This window comes from Arthrobacter sp. B0427-1-12 (assembly GCF_059092905.1).
In genome coordinates this window covers 13,537-29,951 of the sequence record NZ_JBNHIC010000016.1, presented here as the reverse complement: position 1 = coordinate 29,951, position 16,415 = coordinate 13,537, and the positions used below count along the sequence as shown (strand labels likewise).

Genomic DNA, 16,415 nt, shown 5'->3' with positions numbered 1-16,415 from the left:
TGCGGCATGCAAAGCAGGCCTGTACCGAGCCGGACTACAATCAAGATCCCGGCCATCTGGTCCGAAGGCATACTCCGAAACCAGCGCGGCCGAACCGGCGAAAACAGGCTTAACCAAGCACTGCTAGATAACAAAAGAAGGTTGCCAGCCCCAGTGCTGCGCCTGCCAACGCCTCCCCCCATGTATGTTCACCGAGAGACACACGGCTAAACATCATTAATGGAGATAGCATCAACAGCCACGCCCAGGCGCCCCCGTACATGACGCATACCCACAAGGCAGCGAACGTAACAACTGATACATGAGCGGAAACGTCCAACCAGCGCCGGAAGAACACCAGACCCGCATTGCCCATGAAAAACGCTGCAACCGTCAACGGCACCGGTGGTCCCAGGGGAATCATGAAACAGGCAGCCGCACTCGCGAACGTCAGGGCGGCCAGGAGAATGATCCGCAGACGGTCAGGCAGACCCCACCGCCGGAAGAGACCCTTGGAGCACTTATAGATGATCCCTGGGACACCAACAATACCGGCCAGGAGAACCATTACGCCCAACGGGCCCATCCCCGCCTTGAACCCGGCAGCGACCACCAGCATTGCCAGTACCATGGCCGGCGCCAGGATCTGGGAATATCTAGACGACAGCGTCCGTGCGCCGGATAGCTGTGCCGTTTCGCTCAATTTTCTTGCCTATCTCGTCAATGATCTCTGTCTCCTGTGCAGACAGAAGATTGGGTTCCAGCACTCTGATGTCGCCGATGAAGATGAACCAGCGATACAGCTGGGTTTTGGACATGCGTGCATTCAGGGAAATCTTGGTAGCGGCCAGATGCCGCTTGCCTGCGGAAGTATGTGCCAGGCGTTCGACGATGGGTCTGAGAGTGGCCAGCGCCTCTGCATACTCCCTCCGTACGGCGAAGGCTGCCTTGAAGCGCCCATACGCCGGAAGGATGAAACCAACCGCAAAACCCACGGTCATCAGCGCGAGGAAGACGCGGTATCCGACGTTCAGAATATCCTGATAGGCCCCGTCATCGCCCAGCGCCGTCATCCCGATCAGGAACAGTTTCACCGCAGCCGCCAGGACGCCGACCATGCAGCCGGTGCCAAGGAAGTCGAACCCGACCCGGAACAGGCTTGATTCTCCGCGCCTGTTCCTGCGCAGTGATTCCATTCCCGTGTATCCGGTGATGATCCCGAACCACGCGAAGAACGTTGCCTGGTACAGAGCAATGGTCGTCATCTCACCAAAAGTCTCCGTGAAGTTGGCGGCAGATCCTTGGGTGTTCGAAACGAGCAGAAGTGCGGCCTGCGCCATCGCAAGGCCAATCCCCGCGCCGATCAGTACCTTGACATGGCTGCGGAACCGGCCGGTGGCTTGGAGCAGCAGACGGCTGAGTTCCGTCATGCCTATTCCCATGAGCAGGTGGACGATGAGATTGGTCAGATTCCAGCTGCCAAGCTGGTGATCAACGGCCAGATACACCGGGTCGATGTTCAAGGTTGCGCCCAGGGCCACCATCGATACGCCCAGGAGGATCCCGGGCCTCCAGCCAAACCGCAGGCCCACCAGGCGGATTGCTACCACCGCCCAGAGAATGACGATCGAGACTGTTTGCAGGACTGTCATATGAACGTTCGCTCGAAGTCACTGGGGCTCTCGGGCTCCTCGGGCAGCAGCGCCAGGGAGAGCAGGTAAGCAACGCGCTCAGCGGCCATTTCGCTTTCGTTCCAGCCCAACGACCGTGCCAGCATCCGCTTAATGCCGCGGTTCCTGCCAATGTGCTGAAACAAGGTGGGCATGGGAACGTCCGCAACGCCGCAGCCGTCATGGTTCAGAAGAATGTGGCCAAACTCGTGACACGCAGCGTGATTGCGGTGCAGTCGGTTGTCCCCGGACGGCAGCAGAATGACCGACTTCTTATCCGCCTCCATCCAAAGACCCGTGACGGCCGGGATCATCGAGCTGTCTATTTCCTGCAGCTCTATGGGTTTTCCATGGGCTTCCGTGACGATGGCCAACAGCTCATCGAAGGTTATACGGTCAGCAAGATTGAGGGCGGCGACGACTGCTTTCGGGGTTGCGGGAGTTGCCCTCTTCCCGCTGGGGGACTTTCCAAAACGCACAGAAATCGCTTCCCATCCTTGCTTCACGCATGTTTCACTCACGCATGAGTCAATTGAGCCATCCCAAAGACTTGAATATCCAGAATGACACGCTTGTCACATGAGCGTGTAAACGGTTAAGGGGTCTTGGTAGTAGGGGTCGGCGAGTACTACGGCGCCCCCTTGAAGAGGTGTTGCCTTGAAATTGCTGGCTAAGAATCTGCGAGCAACAGTAGCCTGAGCCCAGAAGACGAAACCAGCGGAAAGGCGCCGGCGGCCAGGGGCTTCGGATGCTGCCGCGGACGCTGTATGTCGGTTCCTTGGAGGTTGAGATGCAGGCTATGCCCCGGTCTCAAAGACTTGTCGGAGGGCTGATCGCCCTTATCGTTCTCTGGCTCGCGGTAATCGCTGCGGTCTTCGCCATCGTGATCAGCTATGGAATCCAATGGAGACTGCTTCCCATGCTGGCGCTCCTGTTGATCACAATCGGCACCGGATTCAGGGGTCTGACGACACGGATTAAAACCCTGAGAGCCGTCTCCTCCGGGTCGCTGGCTGTTGTCTTCCTGTGGACGCGCGCCGACGCCTACGTGCCGCTGGATGGTATTGAGGCCTCGGAAGCCTTAGACCGCTGCCGGAAGATTCTGGACGATGCAACAAAATACGAGGAGCCATCAGCGGACAACGGAACGCTGCGGGCGGTGCTGAAATCCCGGTTCAAAAGCACCAACGCCCACTGCCTTATCACCGTGGATCAACCGGCCCAGGTTCTACATATCCGATTTGAGCCTGCAACGGGGAATGCAAGAGTTGAACGGGAGATACACAGGTTCGTCGAGTGCCTTAAACCGAGTACCTCCGGACAAGCTTGAGGACTGTTCCCCCCGCAGGGATCCCGCCGCGGAGGCCTGCACGTTCAGTCAGCGGGGTGGTCGGGTAAGCGCTCCGGATGCTTAGGGTCTCTGCCGCGATCCCGCCAGTACTCATCCCGTTGCCACAACGAAAACCGGATCACCGCCACGAAGTAAACGATGGTCGGAACAGCAAGGATGGCGAGCTTCACCCATATCCACGTCTCGGAGTCGATCGGCAGAAAGTTCAGAATCAGGGTGAGCAGGACTAGGGCCAGCCCGAAGTAACCGAGGCGGGTAAGCCTGCGCCTCACCTCTGGACTTGCGCTGGCGCCGGGCTGTCCGGGCTTTCTCAGGTATCGCGGGGGCATGGATGCACTGAACCATGATCGGTAAGAATCCGAAAGATCCTAGAGCAACCGGTCAGTTCCGGCAGCTTCTGCCCACACGATAATTTCCGTTACAGGGGTTTTGTCACTGCTGGCGGGTAAGTCGCGGGCTGTGAATAAGGTTGATCCCGTGGCAGCACGGAAGGGGTTTGAGAAGCAGCCTGTCAGGTCTGGCCACGCGAATGCCCAGAAGGGGAACTATGCTCGAAGCGGTTCTAGGAGTCGGCATCGTGCTCGTTGTGGTCACCATGCTCGGCGTGGTCCCCTTGGGGATCGCCAATCGGATAGAGCGGTACCAGCCGATGCCGGAAGACGTTTGGACTAGCATCGACACAGCCATCATCTACCGCTATCTCTCGCGGAGGGCAGCGCATACCGCGGCCGCCACCGATAAGCCGACCCTAGTGTCGGTCGATCTCCACCCCCGAAAGCAGGGGTTCATGGACTTTAACAAGCCAAAGGCGATCTATGCCTACCTCGGACACCAGGCCAAAGGCGGGTACCTAAACCATGCGGACGGCATGCTATCTCGCGAATGCCACGAGTCGGTGATCGCTTTCCACGGCAGCCAGCTAACCGCAGTGATAACCCGAGAGGACATCGAGTGGCGCCCGCACGACGGCGCGCTGGCAATCAAAAAGCCGGTCACCGTGCAAGCTCACCTCTATGGACCGGTCAACGCCTACCGCGCGCGGAGAGCGGACGATCCGCCGTTCGTTTTCTGAAGGGAAGGTCATCCCAGCCCCAGGTCGCGTTCCTGTCCTGCTCCGGGTCCGGACTTTCGGGCCTTGGGCGCACGGCTGGGCCCGCCCTCGACGGCGGCGCTGGGCGGGGTGGCCTGGTTGATGTCGGCGGCCAGGCGGGCGACGACGGCTTCATGGTCAGGGCTCCCGAAGGCGGCGGCCAGCTGGTCGGCCAGGGCCGCGCGGCGGTCCCCGGAGTCCCACAGTTGCTCCGCCTCCGTGCGCGCCCGGCCGGCGTCATCGGCGTTGAGCCGGTCCCCCTGACCTGCTTCGGCGGCGTGCAGCGCAGCCTGGGTGTTCTCGCGCTGGGCGTCGTGCTGTTCTTTGTGAGCAACCTCGTTCCCGTTCCCGGACGGAAGGTACCGGTCAAGGCCGTTGCCGCGCAGATAGTCCGCTACGCCGACCCCGTAGCGTTGCTGGACTTCGTGTTCGATGCGTCCCCGGGCGGAACGGGCCATGTCATCATGCTCCTGCCAGCGCAGGGCCTCGGTGTAGCGCTGGGCGATGTCTTCGGGCCGGGCTGCCTCCCACCACCGGTCCTGTTCAACCCCCGAGAGGCTGGTGCGCATCACGGCCCGTTCAGCCTCGAACCGTTCCTGCAGCTGCCGGACCCGTTCGGCCTGCTCGCGGGCCATCTCCTGCCGTCGCTCTGCCATGCGGCGGGCCATGGCCTCGCCGAGCCGGCCCGCCAGTCCCATGAGGGCCTGCAGGTCGCGGGAGACCATGTCGTTAATGCCGTCGGGCTGTGTTGCTGCGGTCATGGGTTATCGCTCCATTCCATGTCGGGGATTCACGGTGTGGTGAGCAAGCGTGTGCGGACGGGCAGTGGGTCCTTCGGTCTCGCGCAGCGGCCGGACTGGTCCGGCCGGGCCGGCATGAGATACCTCTGCTCCGGGGCCCTTCGGGACCTCGGGCAGCGGGGCGGCGACGATGGCCAGCTGCTTCTGCACGGTGTCGGCGATCAGCTGCTGTTCGCGCAGTTCAGCGGTGGCCTTGTGCATGTCGTGGATCGCGCGCGCCAGCCGGATCATCTGCGCCAGGATGACCGCCTGGGCCATCGGGGATGCCGACGTCGCAGCGAGCATGAACGCTGTCGTCCCCGTCATGCGCAGCGGCGGGTCGAGCCGGCTGGTGAGCTTCACTCCTGAACGGCGGGCGGAGCGGGCCAGTACTCTCGAAGTGTGGGCCAACGGCCCCGGTTCAGCCTCGGTGGAGCGAGACCAGGCAGCGAAGACACCGGAGGCTTCCCGTGCGGCGTGGGCCCATGTCTGGTGATCGTCCGGCGCGACGGTCGTCAGGCGTCGGCGGGCCTCGGCCAGTTCCTCGGCCATGCGCCCGGCAGTGGCCTCATCGAGGGCTACTGGATCGCTCTGGCCGTGGACGATGCGGCGGTGCCGCTTCGCCGCGGTCCACTCGTCTGCGGCTTCCTGGGCCAGGTGCACGTCGTCGGGCCACCGGGTGCGCAGCTGCGGCAGGGTCAGATCCTTGGCAAGTTTGCCCCCGCCGAACCACAACGGACGCATCCCGGCCGGGGGACGTTCGGCAACGGAGAACCCGGTGATAACTGACTGCCCGCCGTCGGCGAACCGTGGGTGCACCAGCAGTCCTGCCCGGCGCATCCTGCGCACAAACTGCGCCTCGTCAGGCGAGGACATGGCACACGCGCGTACGGTGCGTTCCAGCCGGAAGCGTGCCGGTTCCCGGTCCGACCCGTGCTGCTTTTCGGAGGGCTTGTAGCCGCGTTCGGAATGCTGCCCCAGCTGGAGCAGACCGAACTCCTTCTCCAGCTTCCGCGCCGCCTTCTGCGCCAGGGAAAAGTCCTGGCCGTCGTGCCACTTGGTGCCGTCCTCCCGCACCCGGGAGGCAACGATATGGATATGGTCGTTGCCCTTGATGCTCCTGCCGTGATGAACCGCGACCCATGAACAGGGCGCCTTTCCGCCGGCGTCGGTAAAGTCCATCTCGTCCATGAAACGGGCCGCGATATCGGACCAGTTCTGGCCGGTCAGCTCCACATCGTCGTCGCGCAGTGACAGCGAACAGTGCCACACGTGCTTGTCCAACTCCACATCGAACAGGGTGCGGTTCAGATCCAGCTCGCGTGCAATGGCCACCGCTGACTCATCGGTCAGCTGTGCGTCATCAAACCACGCCATGATCGTCGGTGAACCGGCCACCAGGTGCGGGTCGGTGTGCTCGTTCCGCTTACCCGGACCGACCAGATACTTCATCAGACCGACCGGCTTGGAACCCTTCGTGACGTTCGGAATCACGGCTTGATCTCCTGCACCAGCTCCAGGATCTGCTGCCCCACCTGCCGGGCCTCACGCACAGTCGCTGCCGTCTCCTCCGCCAGCTCACCGGTGGTATTGGCGTGGCGGGCGATCTGGTTCACGTTATTGGCCACCGTTGCCACCAGCCTGCGGATCTCCAGCAAGGCGGCAAGCTCGCGCTTACGCACCATCAACGACGCCGGATCCCCCGTGCCCAGCGCCGAGTCCACCAGGATCGCCGACGGCGACAAACCGGTCTCCAGCTCCAGCTGCATCAGCCGGACACGCTCGGCCTCGGACATGGACACCCTCACGTACTGCGTCTTGCCCTCAATCCGCTTCCGACGCGACGTCCACAGCCGGCGCGAATTCTGCTCCTCTTCGGCCACAGCATCTCCTCCCCTTGCCCAGCGCAGCGCCCCTCCCACCGGGAGGCCCCACACGCCCCAGTGTGTCACCGCCGGGACCGCAGGTCCAGCGCGGAAGCGCGTTTATGGCACATAAACGCATAGCTTGCTCCGTCGGGGACTCCGATCGGGCCCGCCTCACCGTCAGGTGAGGTTTGGGAGAACGCTGCACGGCGCAGCCGTTCCGCTCCGCCCCCGCAGCATGCTGCGGGGGCTTTATGACCTGTCCTGACCGGCTGCCCTAGGATGGGGTCCATGAGCGCATACCTGGACACCGAACGCATCGAACAGGAAGCCCAGCGGATCCTCAACGGACGCATGGACGTCATCCGCGAACTGGCCAAAAGCCGGCACGCCGTCACCGAAGCCCAACAGGCATTGGCTGCCGCCGAGAACGAGGACGCTCGCCGCTACCAGGCCGCCCTCACCGCCGGCTGGACTCCCGAGGAACTCAAAAAGGTCGGCTTCACCGAACCGGCCAAGAAGCAGCGCGTCACCCGCCGCGCCCGGCGCCAGACCCCGGCTGCCTCGGACACCGCAGCCGTTCCCCCGGAAGCCGCCACCATCTGACCCACCCGTCCACAGCCGGCGCCCCCGGTGTCCCTGGTCTAAAGACAACCGAAGCGGAGGAAGACCCCGGCCCTGGCGGGCCGGGGTCTTCCGTGTCCTGATGCAACAACCTGTTGCCTTTCAGCGATGGAAGCGTACGCGCCGCTCCTCTCTTGGCAATCCTTCCCCGGCGGCTTTCGCGGCATATCCTCCTTACCTTGATTTGGTGTGGATTGAGAGTCGCCGTAAGCTCTCGACCACCCCAGGGACGCCGGGTATGGCTTGCATATCCTTTGCCGCCGATGGCTTCGAGTGATTGGCCGCCCGGCGTCCCGCAACGATGCGACCGCTGATTGAGATATGCGAACTGATCGCTATGTAAGGACACGCCGGCGTAGTCGTCTGCCGGGGCTGAGGAATCCCCTGACGAAAGGAAAGGCATGCAGCACCTGTGGGCCGGAATCGACGCAGGCAAGAGCCACCACCACTGCGTGGTGATCAACGAGGCCGGAGACCGCTTGCTCTCGAAAAAGATCGCCAACGACGAGACTGAGATCCTGGACCTAATCGCCGAAGTCTCCGGACTCGCCAACGACGGGCAGATTATGTGGGCGACCGACATGAATCGCGGTGGCGCAGCCCTACTCATCAGCGTCCTGACTGCCCACGCCCAGCAGGTCATCTATCTGCCCGGCCGCACCGTCAGCGCAGCCGCCCAAACCTACCGCGGCAACGGCAAAACCGACGCCAAGGACGCCGCGATCACCGTCGCCGGCATCCTGGGATACTCCTTCAGCAGCACACGGATCCTCGGCTCCACCGATTTGATCGCAGACTCCCCGGACACCCGCTCATACCTCGGCGGGCCCTCCGACTTCACCGCCTTCGCGACGGTATTCCTGGAGATCCCCAACCGCTCCGCTATCGACCTCATCGACTCGCCCTCGGCCAGATGCAACCGCCGAATCAGCGCCCAATCCTCCACTGTGATCACCCGTCCAATCGTTCGGAACAGGTGGCTCAGTTTTCAACCGTCACAATGGCTCACTTTTCGACCGTCATCGACAAGGCCCCAGTGCTAATGGTTCATACACTAGTGAGGTTGCCTAAGGCGTTCACGCGTCGGCTTCTACTTCCAGCGCTGTGGCCGGGCGAACACCTCTCCGTCACGCCGCCGCCACTGATCGCCGACGCACTCGGCTACAGCTACTAGGTCGAGTTCTGAACGCTGGTCGCGATATGTCGACCGGTGGACTGAACCTGAATGAACAAGGGTCCCCGTCAGCCGTCCATTAGGGATCTTTACCGGGCCGGAAGATGGACGCCAGACTCGCATTGGCTCGGATTCATTTCCGATCAATGTCGAAGGGTACCAGGCCTCAGCGCGCAGCTTCCGGCCGGATTATTTGGGTCGTTGGGAACCGCGTACAGAGCACTATCGGTAGACCATTGCCTGTAGCTCAGCGGCTCGGACCGGCTACGGTCTCGCCTGTCGGGGCGGGGACTCAGCCGGTCAGAAGAGAAGGATCGGCTTGATCGTGGAACCGTTGGCTGAGTCCTCGAATCCCTGATTTATGTCGGCGAAGGGGTAGGTCTTGACCAGCTTGTCGTAGGGGAACCGTCCCTGCTTCCACAGCTCGATCAGGCGCGGAATGAAGACCTGGTACACCGAGCTGCCCTGGACGTTCATTTTCAACGTCCATCCCTTGACCTGGGACTCGCCGATCTCGAACGGCGCCTCGGTGCCGAAGGTCGTGTTGCCCACGGCCACCAGGGTGCCGCGGAACGCCAGCGCCCGAGCAGCCTGGTTGAGCACCGCGGGCACGGAGGTCGTGTCGACGATGTAGTCCACACCCTCCCCGCCGGTGATGCGGTCCAGCTCCTCGCCCATGTCCGTCTTCGCGGAGTTGATGGTGTGGGTCGCGCCGAGTTCGAGGGCCGTCTCGAGGCGATTGTCATGCAGATCCACCGCGACCACCGTCGTGCAGCCGGCGATCTTGGCGGCCATGATCGCCGCCGAGCCCACCGCCCCCGCACCGATCACCGCCAGCGATGTTGCCGCCTCCGGCCGCAGCTCATTGAGCACCGCCCCAGCCCCGGTCTGCAACCCGCACCCCAGTGGGGCGAGCATCTCCAGCGGAACCTCGGGGTCGACCTTGACCACGCTGCGCTCCAGCACGTTCGCATACGACGAGAAGGACGACTGGCCGAAGAAGTGCGAGGCCACGGATTCACCCTCGGCCGAGAGCGCGGTGCGGCGACCACTGAGATTGATGGCGATGTAATGCTCGCAGTACGCCATCTCCCCGCGGCGGCACTGCTTGCACGTACCGCACGATGCCGGCGCCAGCACCACGTGGTCACCGACCGCGACGCTCGTCACCGCTATTCCCACATCCTCCACAACACCAGCGCCCTCGTGACCGAGCACCGCAGGCCACTGGAGGGGATAAGCCCCATCGCGGGCAGTCGAATCCGTGTGGCAGATACCGGTGGCGACCATGCGGACCCTCACCTCATCGGGCTGGAGCTCGGCGAGCTCCAGCTCTTCAACTGAAAGCGGTGCGCCCGTCTCGCGCACGACAGCGGCTGTGACCTTCATGGGTACTCCTCCTTGATCCGGGACCAACACACAGGACAGGCCCACGCGATGGCGCGGATACCTACCTCAACCGTCTCATGCCCGCTGGTTCGGCGGCAGTGATGACCACCGCGAGCCGACCAGCCCGGAAGCTCCTGTCGGATTCTGACAATAGGCGTGCTCCCCGCCGCCCCACCGGACGCTGATCCCAGAGGCAGGGTCAACCGCCTCAACGCATTGAAAAGTTCGAGATTGCATATGCACGGTTATCAGTAGTTGCCTCAGGTAACTGCATGCAGAATCTAGCCGGCCCAGCAAAGAGAACTCAGGGCATCGAGACCGCGAGCATCGGCACTATTGGAATTGGCCCAAGAGCATCTTCCAACCCTTGCCGCATAAGCCGGTCCTTCACCGCGACACCCCAGACCCCTCCCCTCGGCAGAAAAAATCTCATATAAATACTGGAACTTCGGATTCGCATATATCCCGCCCGCAAAAAAGCCCGGTGAAGGTACCCTAACCGCTACAGTTACCTCCATGACCGCCCACATCGTCGGCTACGCCCGCGTCTCGACCAACGAGCAGGACCTCACCGCCCAGAAGAACGGACTCGCCGCCCTCGGCGTACCGGCAGACAGGATCTATACCGACCATGGAATGACCGGAACCACCCGCGACCGGCCCGGCCTGCGCGAGGCCCTGGCCGCCGTCCGCGCCGGCGACACCCTGGTCATCACCAAGCTCGACCGGCTCGCCCGCTCCCTGCCCGACGCCCGCGACATCGTCGAAGAGCTCACCAGGAAAAAAGTGAAGCTAAGCATCGGCGGATCCGTCCACGACCCCACCGACCCGGTCGGCCGGCTGCTCTTCAACGTCCTGGCCATGGTCGCCGAATTCGAATCCGACCTCATCCGGGCCCGCACCCGCGAAGGCATGCAGGTCGCCAAAGCCAAGGGCCGCCTGCGCGGCAAACAGCCCAAACTCACCAGGAGCCAGGAAGCCCACCTCGTCTCCCTATATAAGGGAGGACAGCACACCACCGCCGAAATCGCCGAGCTCTTCAAGGTCGCCCGCAGCACGGTGTACCGCATCGTGCAGCGCACTCCTGCCGACGACGGGGGCACGGGAAAATGAGTTCGCGCCGGCGAGGCAAACCTGTACCAGCGACTTCGGAGTTGGAGAGACTGATCGCTGCCGCGAAGGAGGACGCCAAGAGGCGGGAAGCATCATTCGGCAACGCGCAGGAGGACGTGGACGCCCCTGAGATACAGGCGCTCGTGGCGAAGGCACGCAAGAATGAAAAGACCGCGCCAAGGAAGCATCATGTTGTTCCCGCCTCGTATCTGCGGAGATGGACGGAAAACAAACAACTCCGCATCACCAAAGTGGATGAAGGTCTCTCCTGGACGTCAGCTGCAGAAAAGGCTGCTCGGATTACAGACTTCTACAGCATGGCCTCAGAAGATCTGGATCCGGCAGTGGTGCCTCCTCTATTCGCAGAGACACAGCTATCGGAGATCGAAGCCTTGGGCAAGCAAGCGATCGACGAGGTGCTGCAGCACGGCTTGGCTGGCACAGATCCATCCCCCAAGGACAATCTGGCGGTTTTTCTGGGTTTCCAGCACGTTAGGGGGACTGACTCCAGGGAACGGAGCCATGCGATCGTTCGGGAGTCCTTTCTCCTGCAGTATGGCGACATCAGCGACGAGAAGCTTGGCGCGTTGATCGGGGAAGACGGGCTGCCTCCTAGCCAAGAACGAATGTCGGAGGTGAAGGAGTACATTGCTGGCGTTCGCGATGGCTCTGTCCGCATCGAGCAGCAAACAGCGGCCGCCGTCTCACAGTCGTTCCTGGCTGCCCTGCCGGTAGCCGAAGAGCTCTTTAGGCGACATTGGGTGATCTACCGGACACCGCGCCTGCTCCTAACCTGCGATGAACCAGTTGTGCCTATCGGCGGGCCCGACACTTCGCGGGCTGTGAGGACGGGTGTCGCCGATGCGTGGGTGATGCTCTTCCCATTGGCGCCAGATGCCCTGTTGGCAATGTTCAAGCATCCTCCCCTACCGCATTGGCTCGGAGATCTGACGGCCGGTGAAATCGTGGAGATCAACCACGAGGTGCTTGCCAATAGCCATAGGCTGGCCTTCGAGATTCCAAGTCGAAGAATGTCGGAGGCGCTGTCGGTCCCGCATGCTTCCGTCGCTCTGGAAGTCATTGAACATCCAATCGAAGGAGACGGTTCCCGGTCCTTAGTTAGTTTTCACACCCCCTCCAGGTGGAAAGATTCAGCGGCTCCTCCTCCGTGGCCTGTAGAACGTTGGTATAAGCAAGCAGTGTTCTGAACCGTCAACGACCGGCGTTCGACCTCCCTGCTGTGCACGCCGGGTTATGCTCCCGCCGAATACCGATGCAAAACCCCGCCATTATCGACAAAAGTTACACGTCTGGCCCCAATCATCCCGCCCAGAACAAGCGTGAGGGCGTTGTCTTGGTCGCGGCTTTACGAGACGGTGCGGCTAAACCGAGTAATCATCAACACGACGGTCAACCAGCGATCATCAGCGGCTATCGGTATGTCGCGGTCTGATCAACCTTGAGCCATTTTTCCCTGCGGGCGACAACTGCAAGCGGTTCCGGCTGTTTGGCAGCGGGGATGGACGATGCATTTGCACTATTTCTAGATGCTTCTTTGGAAGAATAACGGGCAGCTAGTAATCCAGACACCAAAATGCTAGTGGCTACGGCAGTGACTTCTCGTCGCGCCAGGAGGCCAGATTCACCGAGGCGGAGGGCGGCGCTGCGGACGACGGCCTGCAATCGGGCTGGCAGACGGTTGAGGACGTGCTCAAGCTCTGGCAACAGCTCATCGATCACGGGGCCTTCCGCGACTCCCCACAACGCGAACGCCCATTCGGCGTTCGACAGTTCGTCATCGCAGGCCTTAAGTCGGTCGCGCCACCATGTGACGTTGTTTCGGTTGGCTCGTGTTTCCGCAATGAGTGTTGCTGGGTGACTGGCCGGTCCCAGTGCTTCGGTACCTGGCGCCAGTTTGTATCCGTTTTGAAGAGGCGAGGCGGCACCGATGACGGCCAGCTCTGTGACGAGCCAGCAGCGGCCGGCATGTTCGAAGAGTGCCGCGGAGGTGTTTGCCCAGGGGAAGGTGCTTCCCTTCTCGCCCCGTCGGAAGCGTCGAAGTCCTGCGATGCGGGCATAAGGAGATCCGGACTTACGGAGGTGCTGGATAGCCTGTGAACGGCGGTCCGGCGAGGTGTCTACGGTGCGGGGCGGCGTGCTTCCGTCGAAGGAATAGAAGTCCGCGGGGTTAAGCGCAACCGCGATGCGGGCGGGTTCTGAGCGGACTGAAGTCGTCTGGCAGCACAGCCCGTTAAGGACCGCTTGGATGAGTTGGGTTTCAAGGTTGCTGCCTTCCTTCGGGACAGCACCGGTGTTGAGGATCAGCTGTGCGCGCTGGCCGTTTTCCGCGGACAGGCCGGGGATGTCGATGATCTCGCCGGCGGCGACCTCACCAGCCGCCCCGATCTTCAGCCACGCGATCTCATGGTCCTTGCCCACTGCTTCTTTCAGCCGTTCGACCCACCAGGTTGCAAACTGGCGTCGTTGCCCAAGCAGCTCGCGAAGCACACGCACCCGTACGTGATTATTGGGATCCTCAGGGCTTCCAGCGATGGATGCTGTGAGACGCTGCCATGCCGCGCCGGCGTGGCCGGTCTCCGGCAATGCCGTGATCTCTTTACCGTCAAGTGCTGAAAGGAGCAGACGCCCACCGAGGTCGTCGGTCAATGCGTCGACAATGGCGGCTGCCTCTATTGGCCGGCTGTTGAACACCCCATCGGTTATGAGGCTCCACGCCGCTACGCGAACCTGCTTCGACGAGTTGGCAACGAGCTCATGCATGATTCCTGCCTGCATCGCGTAGATGTCAGCGCCGGCAGCATTGCCGCCATAGAAGCGGGTGGTATTGAGCCAGTAAGGCCTGCGGAGCAGTTCCCGGAGCACCAGCGTGCGGTCGAACCGGTGGTCGCCCTCGCCTGCATACGTGTACAGGTACCGAGCCGCGAAGTACTCGCGAAGCGACAGCACCTCGAACTCGAAGTGTCCCTCCTCCTTGCTGGTGAGCGCCCACAACCGATCGGTGGCAGCCTCAAAAAGCTCATCAACAACGTTTTCGGGTTTGCCGTAGGTCTTCTGGAAGTGCTTCATGGCAGCCGTGACTTCGGCATCTGTCATTCGTCCGCTGTGGCCGTGCTCTTCAGCCCTGGACTGGAGGTACCAGCCAAGGAACGGAATGATTTCCATGAGTTCCGCCCGATGTTTCCGGACAGACTCGGGATGCTTATTCGCCTCCCGGGCCAACAGCATGGCCATGTATGCGTCATAGAGTTCCGTGCGCTGGCTCGGAGTGGCGTCGCCGTGCTGCCGGAGCAGGAACAACAAAATCGTCAGCTGCATCGGATTCGCTGCGAGTTCCCCGATATACGGCTCACGGGTTTTCTCATTAAAGTTCCGGCGCAGGGTCCGGCTGTCGTTCCCTCGGACGTTGTGCACGCTGCACCACTTGCGGAGGTACTGATCGCGCAAGGCCGCGTCCATAGGGATGAGCGAGATGACCTCGAACATGTCCGGGTCGGGCTCCGGAAGGCCCGCAGAGTTAGGGCGCGAGGTAACAACGACCTTGGGGGCAACCGCATATGACTTCCCGCGAGAACAAAACAGTCCGATCTCGCGAACGACCCTCTTGCGTGCGGCAACGCTACCGACCTCGTCCAGTCCGTCGAGCACGACCAAACTCGGCACGCGGTCGAAGATTTCCTGGACATCGGAGGCACTCACCGAATTGTTCCCGCTGAGGTGTGACATCAGTTCGGCCAGGAAGCACTCGATGCTCGCCTCCGCCGCTGCCCGCTTCTTGCCCTTCTTGACCTTGGTAGCCTCCGACTGATCGAAGACATCGAATCCCTGCATCCATGCCGCATAGTCATCGAGGTCGAATCGCAGCGGAAACCGGGGATTCTTGATCACGGGAAGATCGGTAGGTGATGCGCCCTTGGGCATGAAAGCAGCGCGAAAGGATTGGCAGACGAACTGGCCAAGTGTGGACTTCCCTTGTCCAGGTGCTCCTCTGACGAGCGTGAAAGGATACGGTGACGTTCCGGTGAGGTAGGCTGCGGCACCGCCGAGCCTGGTGGCATCCCAAGCGAGCCCATGTGCCCGACGAGGCAGGTGGATTCGCTCTGCCGGCACATCCACGAACAGGTCGGACAGACGTTCGCGGTCCAATTCGACTTGGCTGAACTTGATGCTTTCGTCCTCGTCCCATTGCGCGGCAGCGACTTTGCCCAGAAGGTCGCGGAGACCGGAGTCCCGTCGGGATTCCGCGTCTTCGCTAATGAGATACCGAACGAGGTCCCACCCCGCGAGCATGTCGGCATAGGCCCACTTAAGCTCGTTTGGCGCCGCATCAACCATGGAGTTGAGGGCCTCACGCCAAAGAGCGCTCATTTCGATGCCGAAGTCTTTTGAATGCCTCTCAAGCTTCTCGTTGAGCTTGTCGAAGGTCCCCGTCTCCCGTCGTCCTGTACTCGGAACGTTCGTGACGATGATGTACTTCTTCGCGCCCTCCGATGCGAAACGATGGATCTTCTCGGCTTCCTGGGTGATTGTTGCGTCCAGCCAAGACACCGGGTCTTTCTCGTTACCTGTTACGGACCACTTGACCTGGTAAATCAGTAGGCGCTCAGGTGAGATGCGAACACCGTCGCGCCCTCCATCGGCCTGTCGAAGCGGAAGCGGCACGAAATCAGGGAAACGCTCAGTGAGCAGGGCAGCGACGAGTTGCTGGAAGTCGTGATCTCCGAGGCGCTCGTAAAGATACTTGTGGCGGCTGTCAGGCAACGGCACCCTTCCTTCTGATTCTGACTCACCATGATCTCACCCACATGCCCACGTCTTCGAAGCCCGACACGCACACTGCCGACTGCGCCATAGCCGCCTGAGCACTGCACCAGAAAGCCCACAGATTCACAGAAATACAGAAAGACAGAAATCCGTGTTTCGGAGCGGACCGAAAGGTTCGTGGGACTGATCCTCGGTCACTGCCCGAGAGGACTGCCGCGGCCAGACTGCCCGCGCAGAAACCGTCCCAAGACGACAACATGACACGTAGTTTTCGGCGCCCGGTTCTGACACCTGTAAGGACCATCGAGAACTCACCTGAGGGAGACACAAAAATCTCCACCGGTATCCACCGTTTTTGACAATGCATCGTAGGCCTTCATAACCAGAAGCTGTCGCCATCGGGTTCTACGTGAGCCTTGGGTTTCGCTGACTATGGAGGTATTTCGTTGATGCAGGTATGGCTGTGCATGAGCAGCTCGGTTGTCCTTTGGATTTGGCTCGTAATTATCGTTTCAGTGGCTGTCCTCCCTCCCCCATACAATTCAAGGCAAGTACGTGCGAGAGCGATGAACGCTGCACAGCAAATGAGGATCCTGCGC

At 61.7% G+C, this 16,415-nt stretch carries 13 protein-coding genes and 2 pseudogenes; 6 read left to right on the top strand and 9 right to left on the bottom strand.

All coding sequences use genetic code 11. The features are described 5' to 3' along the window. Positions 1-109 precede the first annotated feature (109 nt). Genes AC5RWU_RS11520 through AC5RWU_RS11510 form a run of 3 tightly spaced genes read right to left on the bottom strand, consistent with a single transcriptional unit; the run spans position 110 to position 2,170 of the window. Complete coding sequence (locus AC5RWU_RS11520) at positions 110-682, bottom strand: hypothetical protein (RefSeq protein ID WP_494031856.1); 573 nt, start codon at positions 680-682, stop codon at positions 110-112. Further along, positions 636-1,631, bottom strand: a complete 996-nt coding sequence (locus tag AC5RWU_RS11515; protein WP_494036996.1) for a hypothetical protein — start codon at positions 1,629-1,631, stop codon at positions 636-638. Before AC5RWU_RS11515 ends, AC5RWU_RS11520 begins: the two co-directional genes overlap by 47 nt. Continuing rightward, positions 1,628-2,170, bottom strand: coding sequence for a hypothetical protein (locus AC5RWU_RS11510; RefSeq protein ID WP_494031858.1), 543 nt, complete (start codon positions 2,168-2,170; stop codon positions 1,628-1,630). The genes AC5RWU_RS11515 and AC5RWU_RS11510 overlap by 4 nt, the downstream gene beginning before the upstream one ends. Before the next feature lie 227 nt (positions 2,171-2,397). On the opposite strand from AC5RWU_RS11510, the gene AC5RWU_RS11505 reads away from it, so the two are divergent. Further along, the gene (locus AC5RWU_RS11505; RefSeq protein WP_494036995.1) at positions 2,398-2,979 is read left to right on the top strand and encodes a hypothetical protein; all 582 of its coding nucleotides are present in this window, start codon (positions 2,398-2,400) and stop codon (positions 2,977-2,979) included. 568 nt (positions 2,980-3,547) lie between these two features. Then, positions 3,548-4,072, top strand: a complete 525-nt coding sequence (locus AC5RWU_RS11500) for a hypothetical protein (RefSeq protein WP_494031860.1) — start codon at positions 3,548-3,550, stop codon at positions 4,070-4,072. A gap of 8 nt (positions 4,073-4,080) precedes the next feature. On the opposite strand, the gene AC5RWU_RS11495 is transcribed toward AC5RWU_RS11500, so the two are convergent. From AC5RWU_RS11495 to mobC, 3 genes are read right to left on the bottom strand one after another with little or no spacing between them, the layout of a single operon-like run. Beyond that, entirely contained in the window at positions 4,081-4,851 is a 771-nt protein-coding gene (locus AC5RWU_RS11495; protein ID WP_494031861.1) for a hypothetical protein, read from the bottom strand. Positions 4,852-4,854: 3 nt separating this feature from the next. Beyond that, entirely contained in the window at positions 4,855-6,363 is a 1,509-nt protein-coding gene (locus AC5RWU_RS11490) for a relaxase/mobilization nuclease domain-containing protein (protein ID WP_494031862.1), read from the bottom strand. After that, positions 6,360-6,752 (bottom strand): plasmid mobilization relaxosome protein MobC, encoded by a 393-nt coding sequence (gene mobC, locus AC5RWU_RS11485; protein WP_494031863.1) that lies wholly within the window; start codon positions 6,750-6,752, stop codon positions 6,360-6,362. The genes AC5RWU_RS11490 and mobC overlap by 4 nt, the downstream gene beginning before the upstream one ends. A 273-nt stretch (positions 6,753-7,025) precedes the next feature. Between mobC and AC5RWU_RS11480 the strand changes: the two genes are divergently transcribed. Further along, positions 7,026-7,340, top strand: a complete 315-nt coding sequence (locus tag AC5RWU_RS11480) for a hypothetical protein (protein ID WP_494031864.1) — start codon at positions 7,026-7,028, stop codon at positions 7,338-7,340. 419 nt (positions 7,341-7,759) lie between these two features. After that, positions 7,760-8,083: pseudogene (locus tag AC5RWU_RS11475) on the top strand (IS110 family transposase); the annotation flags it as partial. Here AC5RWU_RS11475 and AC5RWU_RS11470 read toward each other — a convergent pair. Beyond that, positions 8,077-8,304, bottom strand: a pseudogene (locus AC5RWU_RS11470) (helix-turn-helix domain-containing protein); the annotation flags it as partial. The pseudogenes AC5RWU_RS11475 and AC5RWU_RS11470 sit on opposite strands and share 7 nt — an antisense overlap. A 528-nt stretch (positions 8,305-8,832) precedes the next feature. After that, positions 8,833-9,921, bottom strand: a complete 1,089-nt coding sequence (locus AC5RWU_RS11465) for an NAD(P)-dependent alcohol dehydrogenase (RefSeq protein WP_494031865.1) — start codon at positions 9,919-9,921, stop codon at positions 8,833-8,835. A gap of 516 nt (positions 9,922-10,437) precedes the next feature. On the opposite strand from AC5RWU_RS11465, the gene AC5RWU_RS11460 reads away from it, so the two are divergent. After that, on the top strand, positions 10,438-11,034 hold the full coding sequence (locus AC5RWU_RS11460) for a recombinase family protein (RefSeq protein ID WP_494031866.1): 597 nt from the start codon (positions 10,438-10,440) through the stop codon (positions 11,032-11,034). A gap of 41 nt (positions 11,035-11,075) precedes the next feature. Beyond that, positions 11,076-12,242, top strand: coding sequence for a DUF4238 domain-containing protein (locus AC5RWU_RS11455; RefSeq protein WP_494031867.1), 1,167 nt, complete (start codon positions 11,076-11,078; stop codon positions 12,240-12,242). Between the two features lie 223 nt (positions 12,243-12,465). Here AC5RWU_RS11455 and AC5RWU_RS11450 read toward each other — a convergent pair whose 3' ends face one another. After that, positions 12,466-15,819, bottom strand: coding sequence for an NACHT domain-containing protein (locus tag AC5RWU_RS11450; protein ID WP_494036994.1), 3,354 nt, complete (start codon positions 15,817-15,819; stop codon positions 12,466-12,468). Positions 15,820-16,415 lie beyond the last annotated feature (596 nt).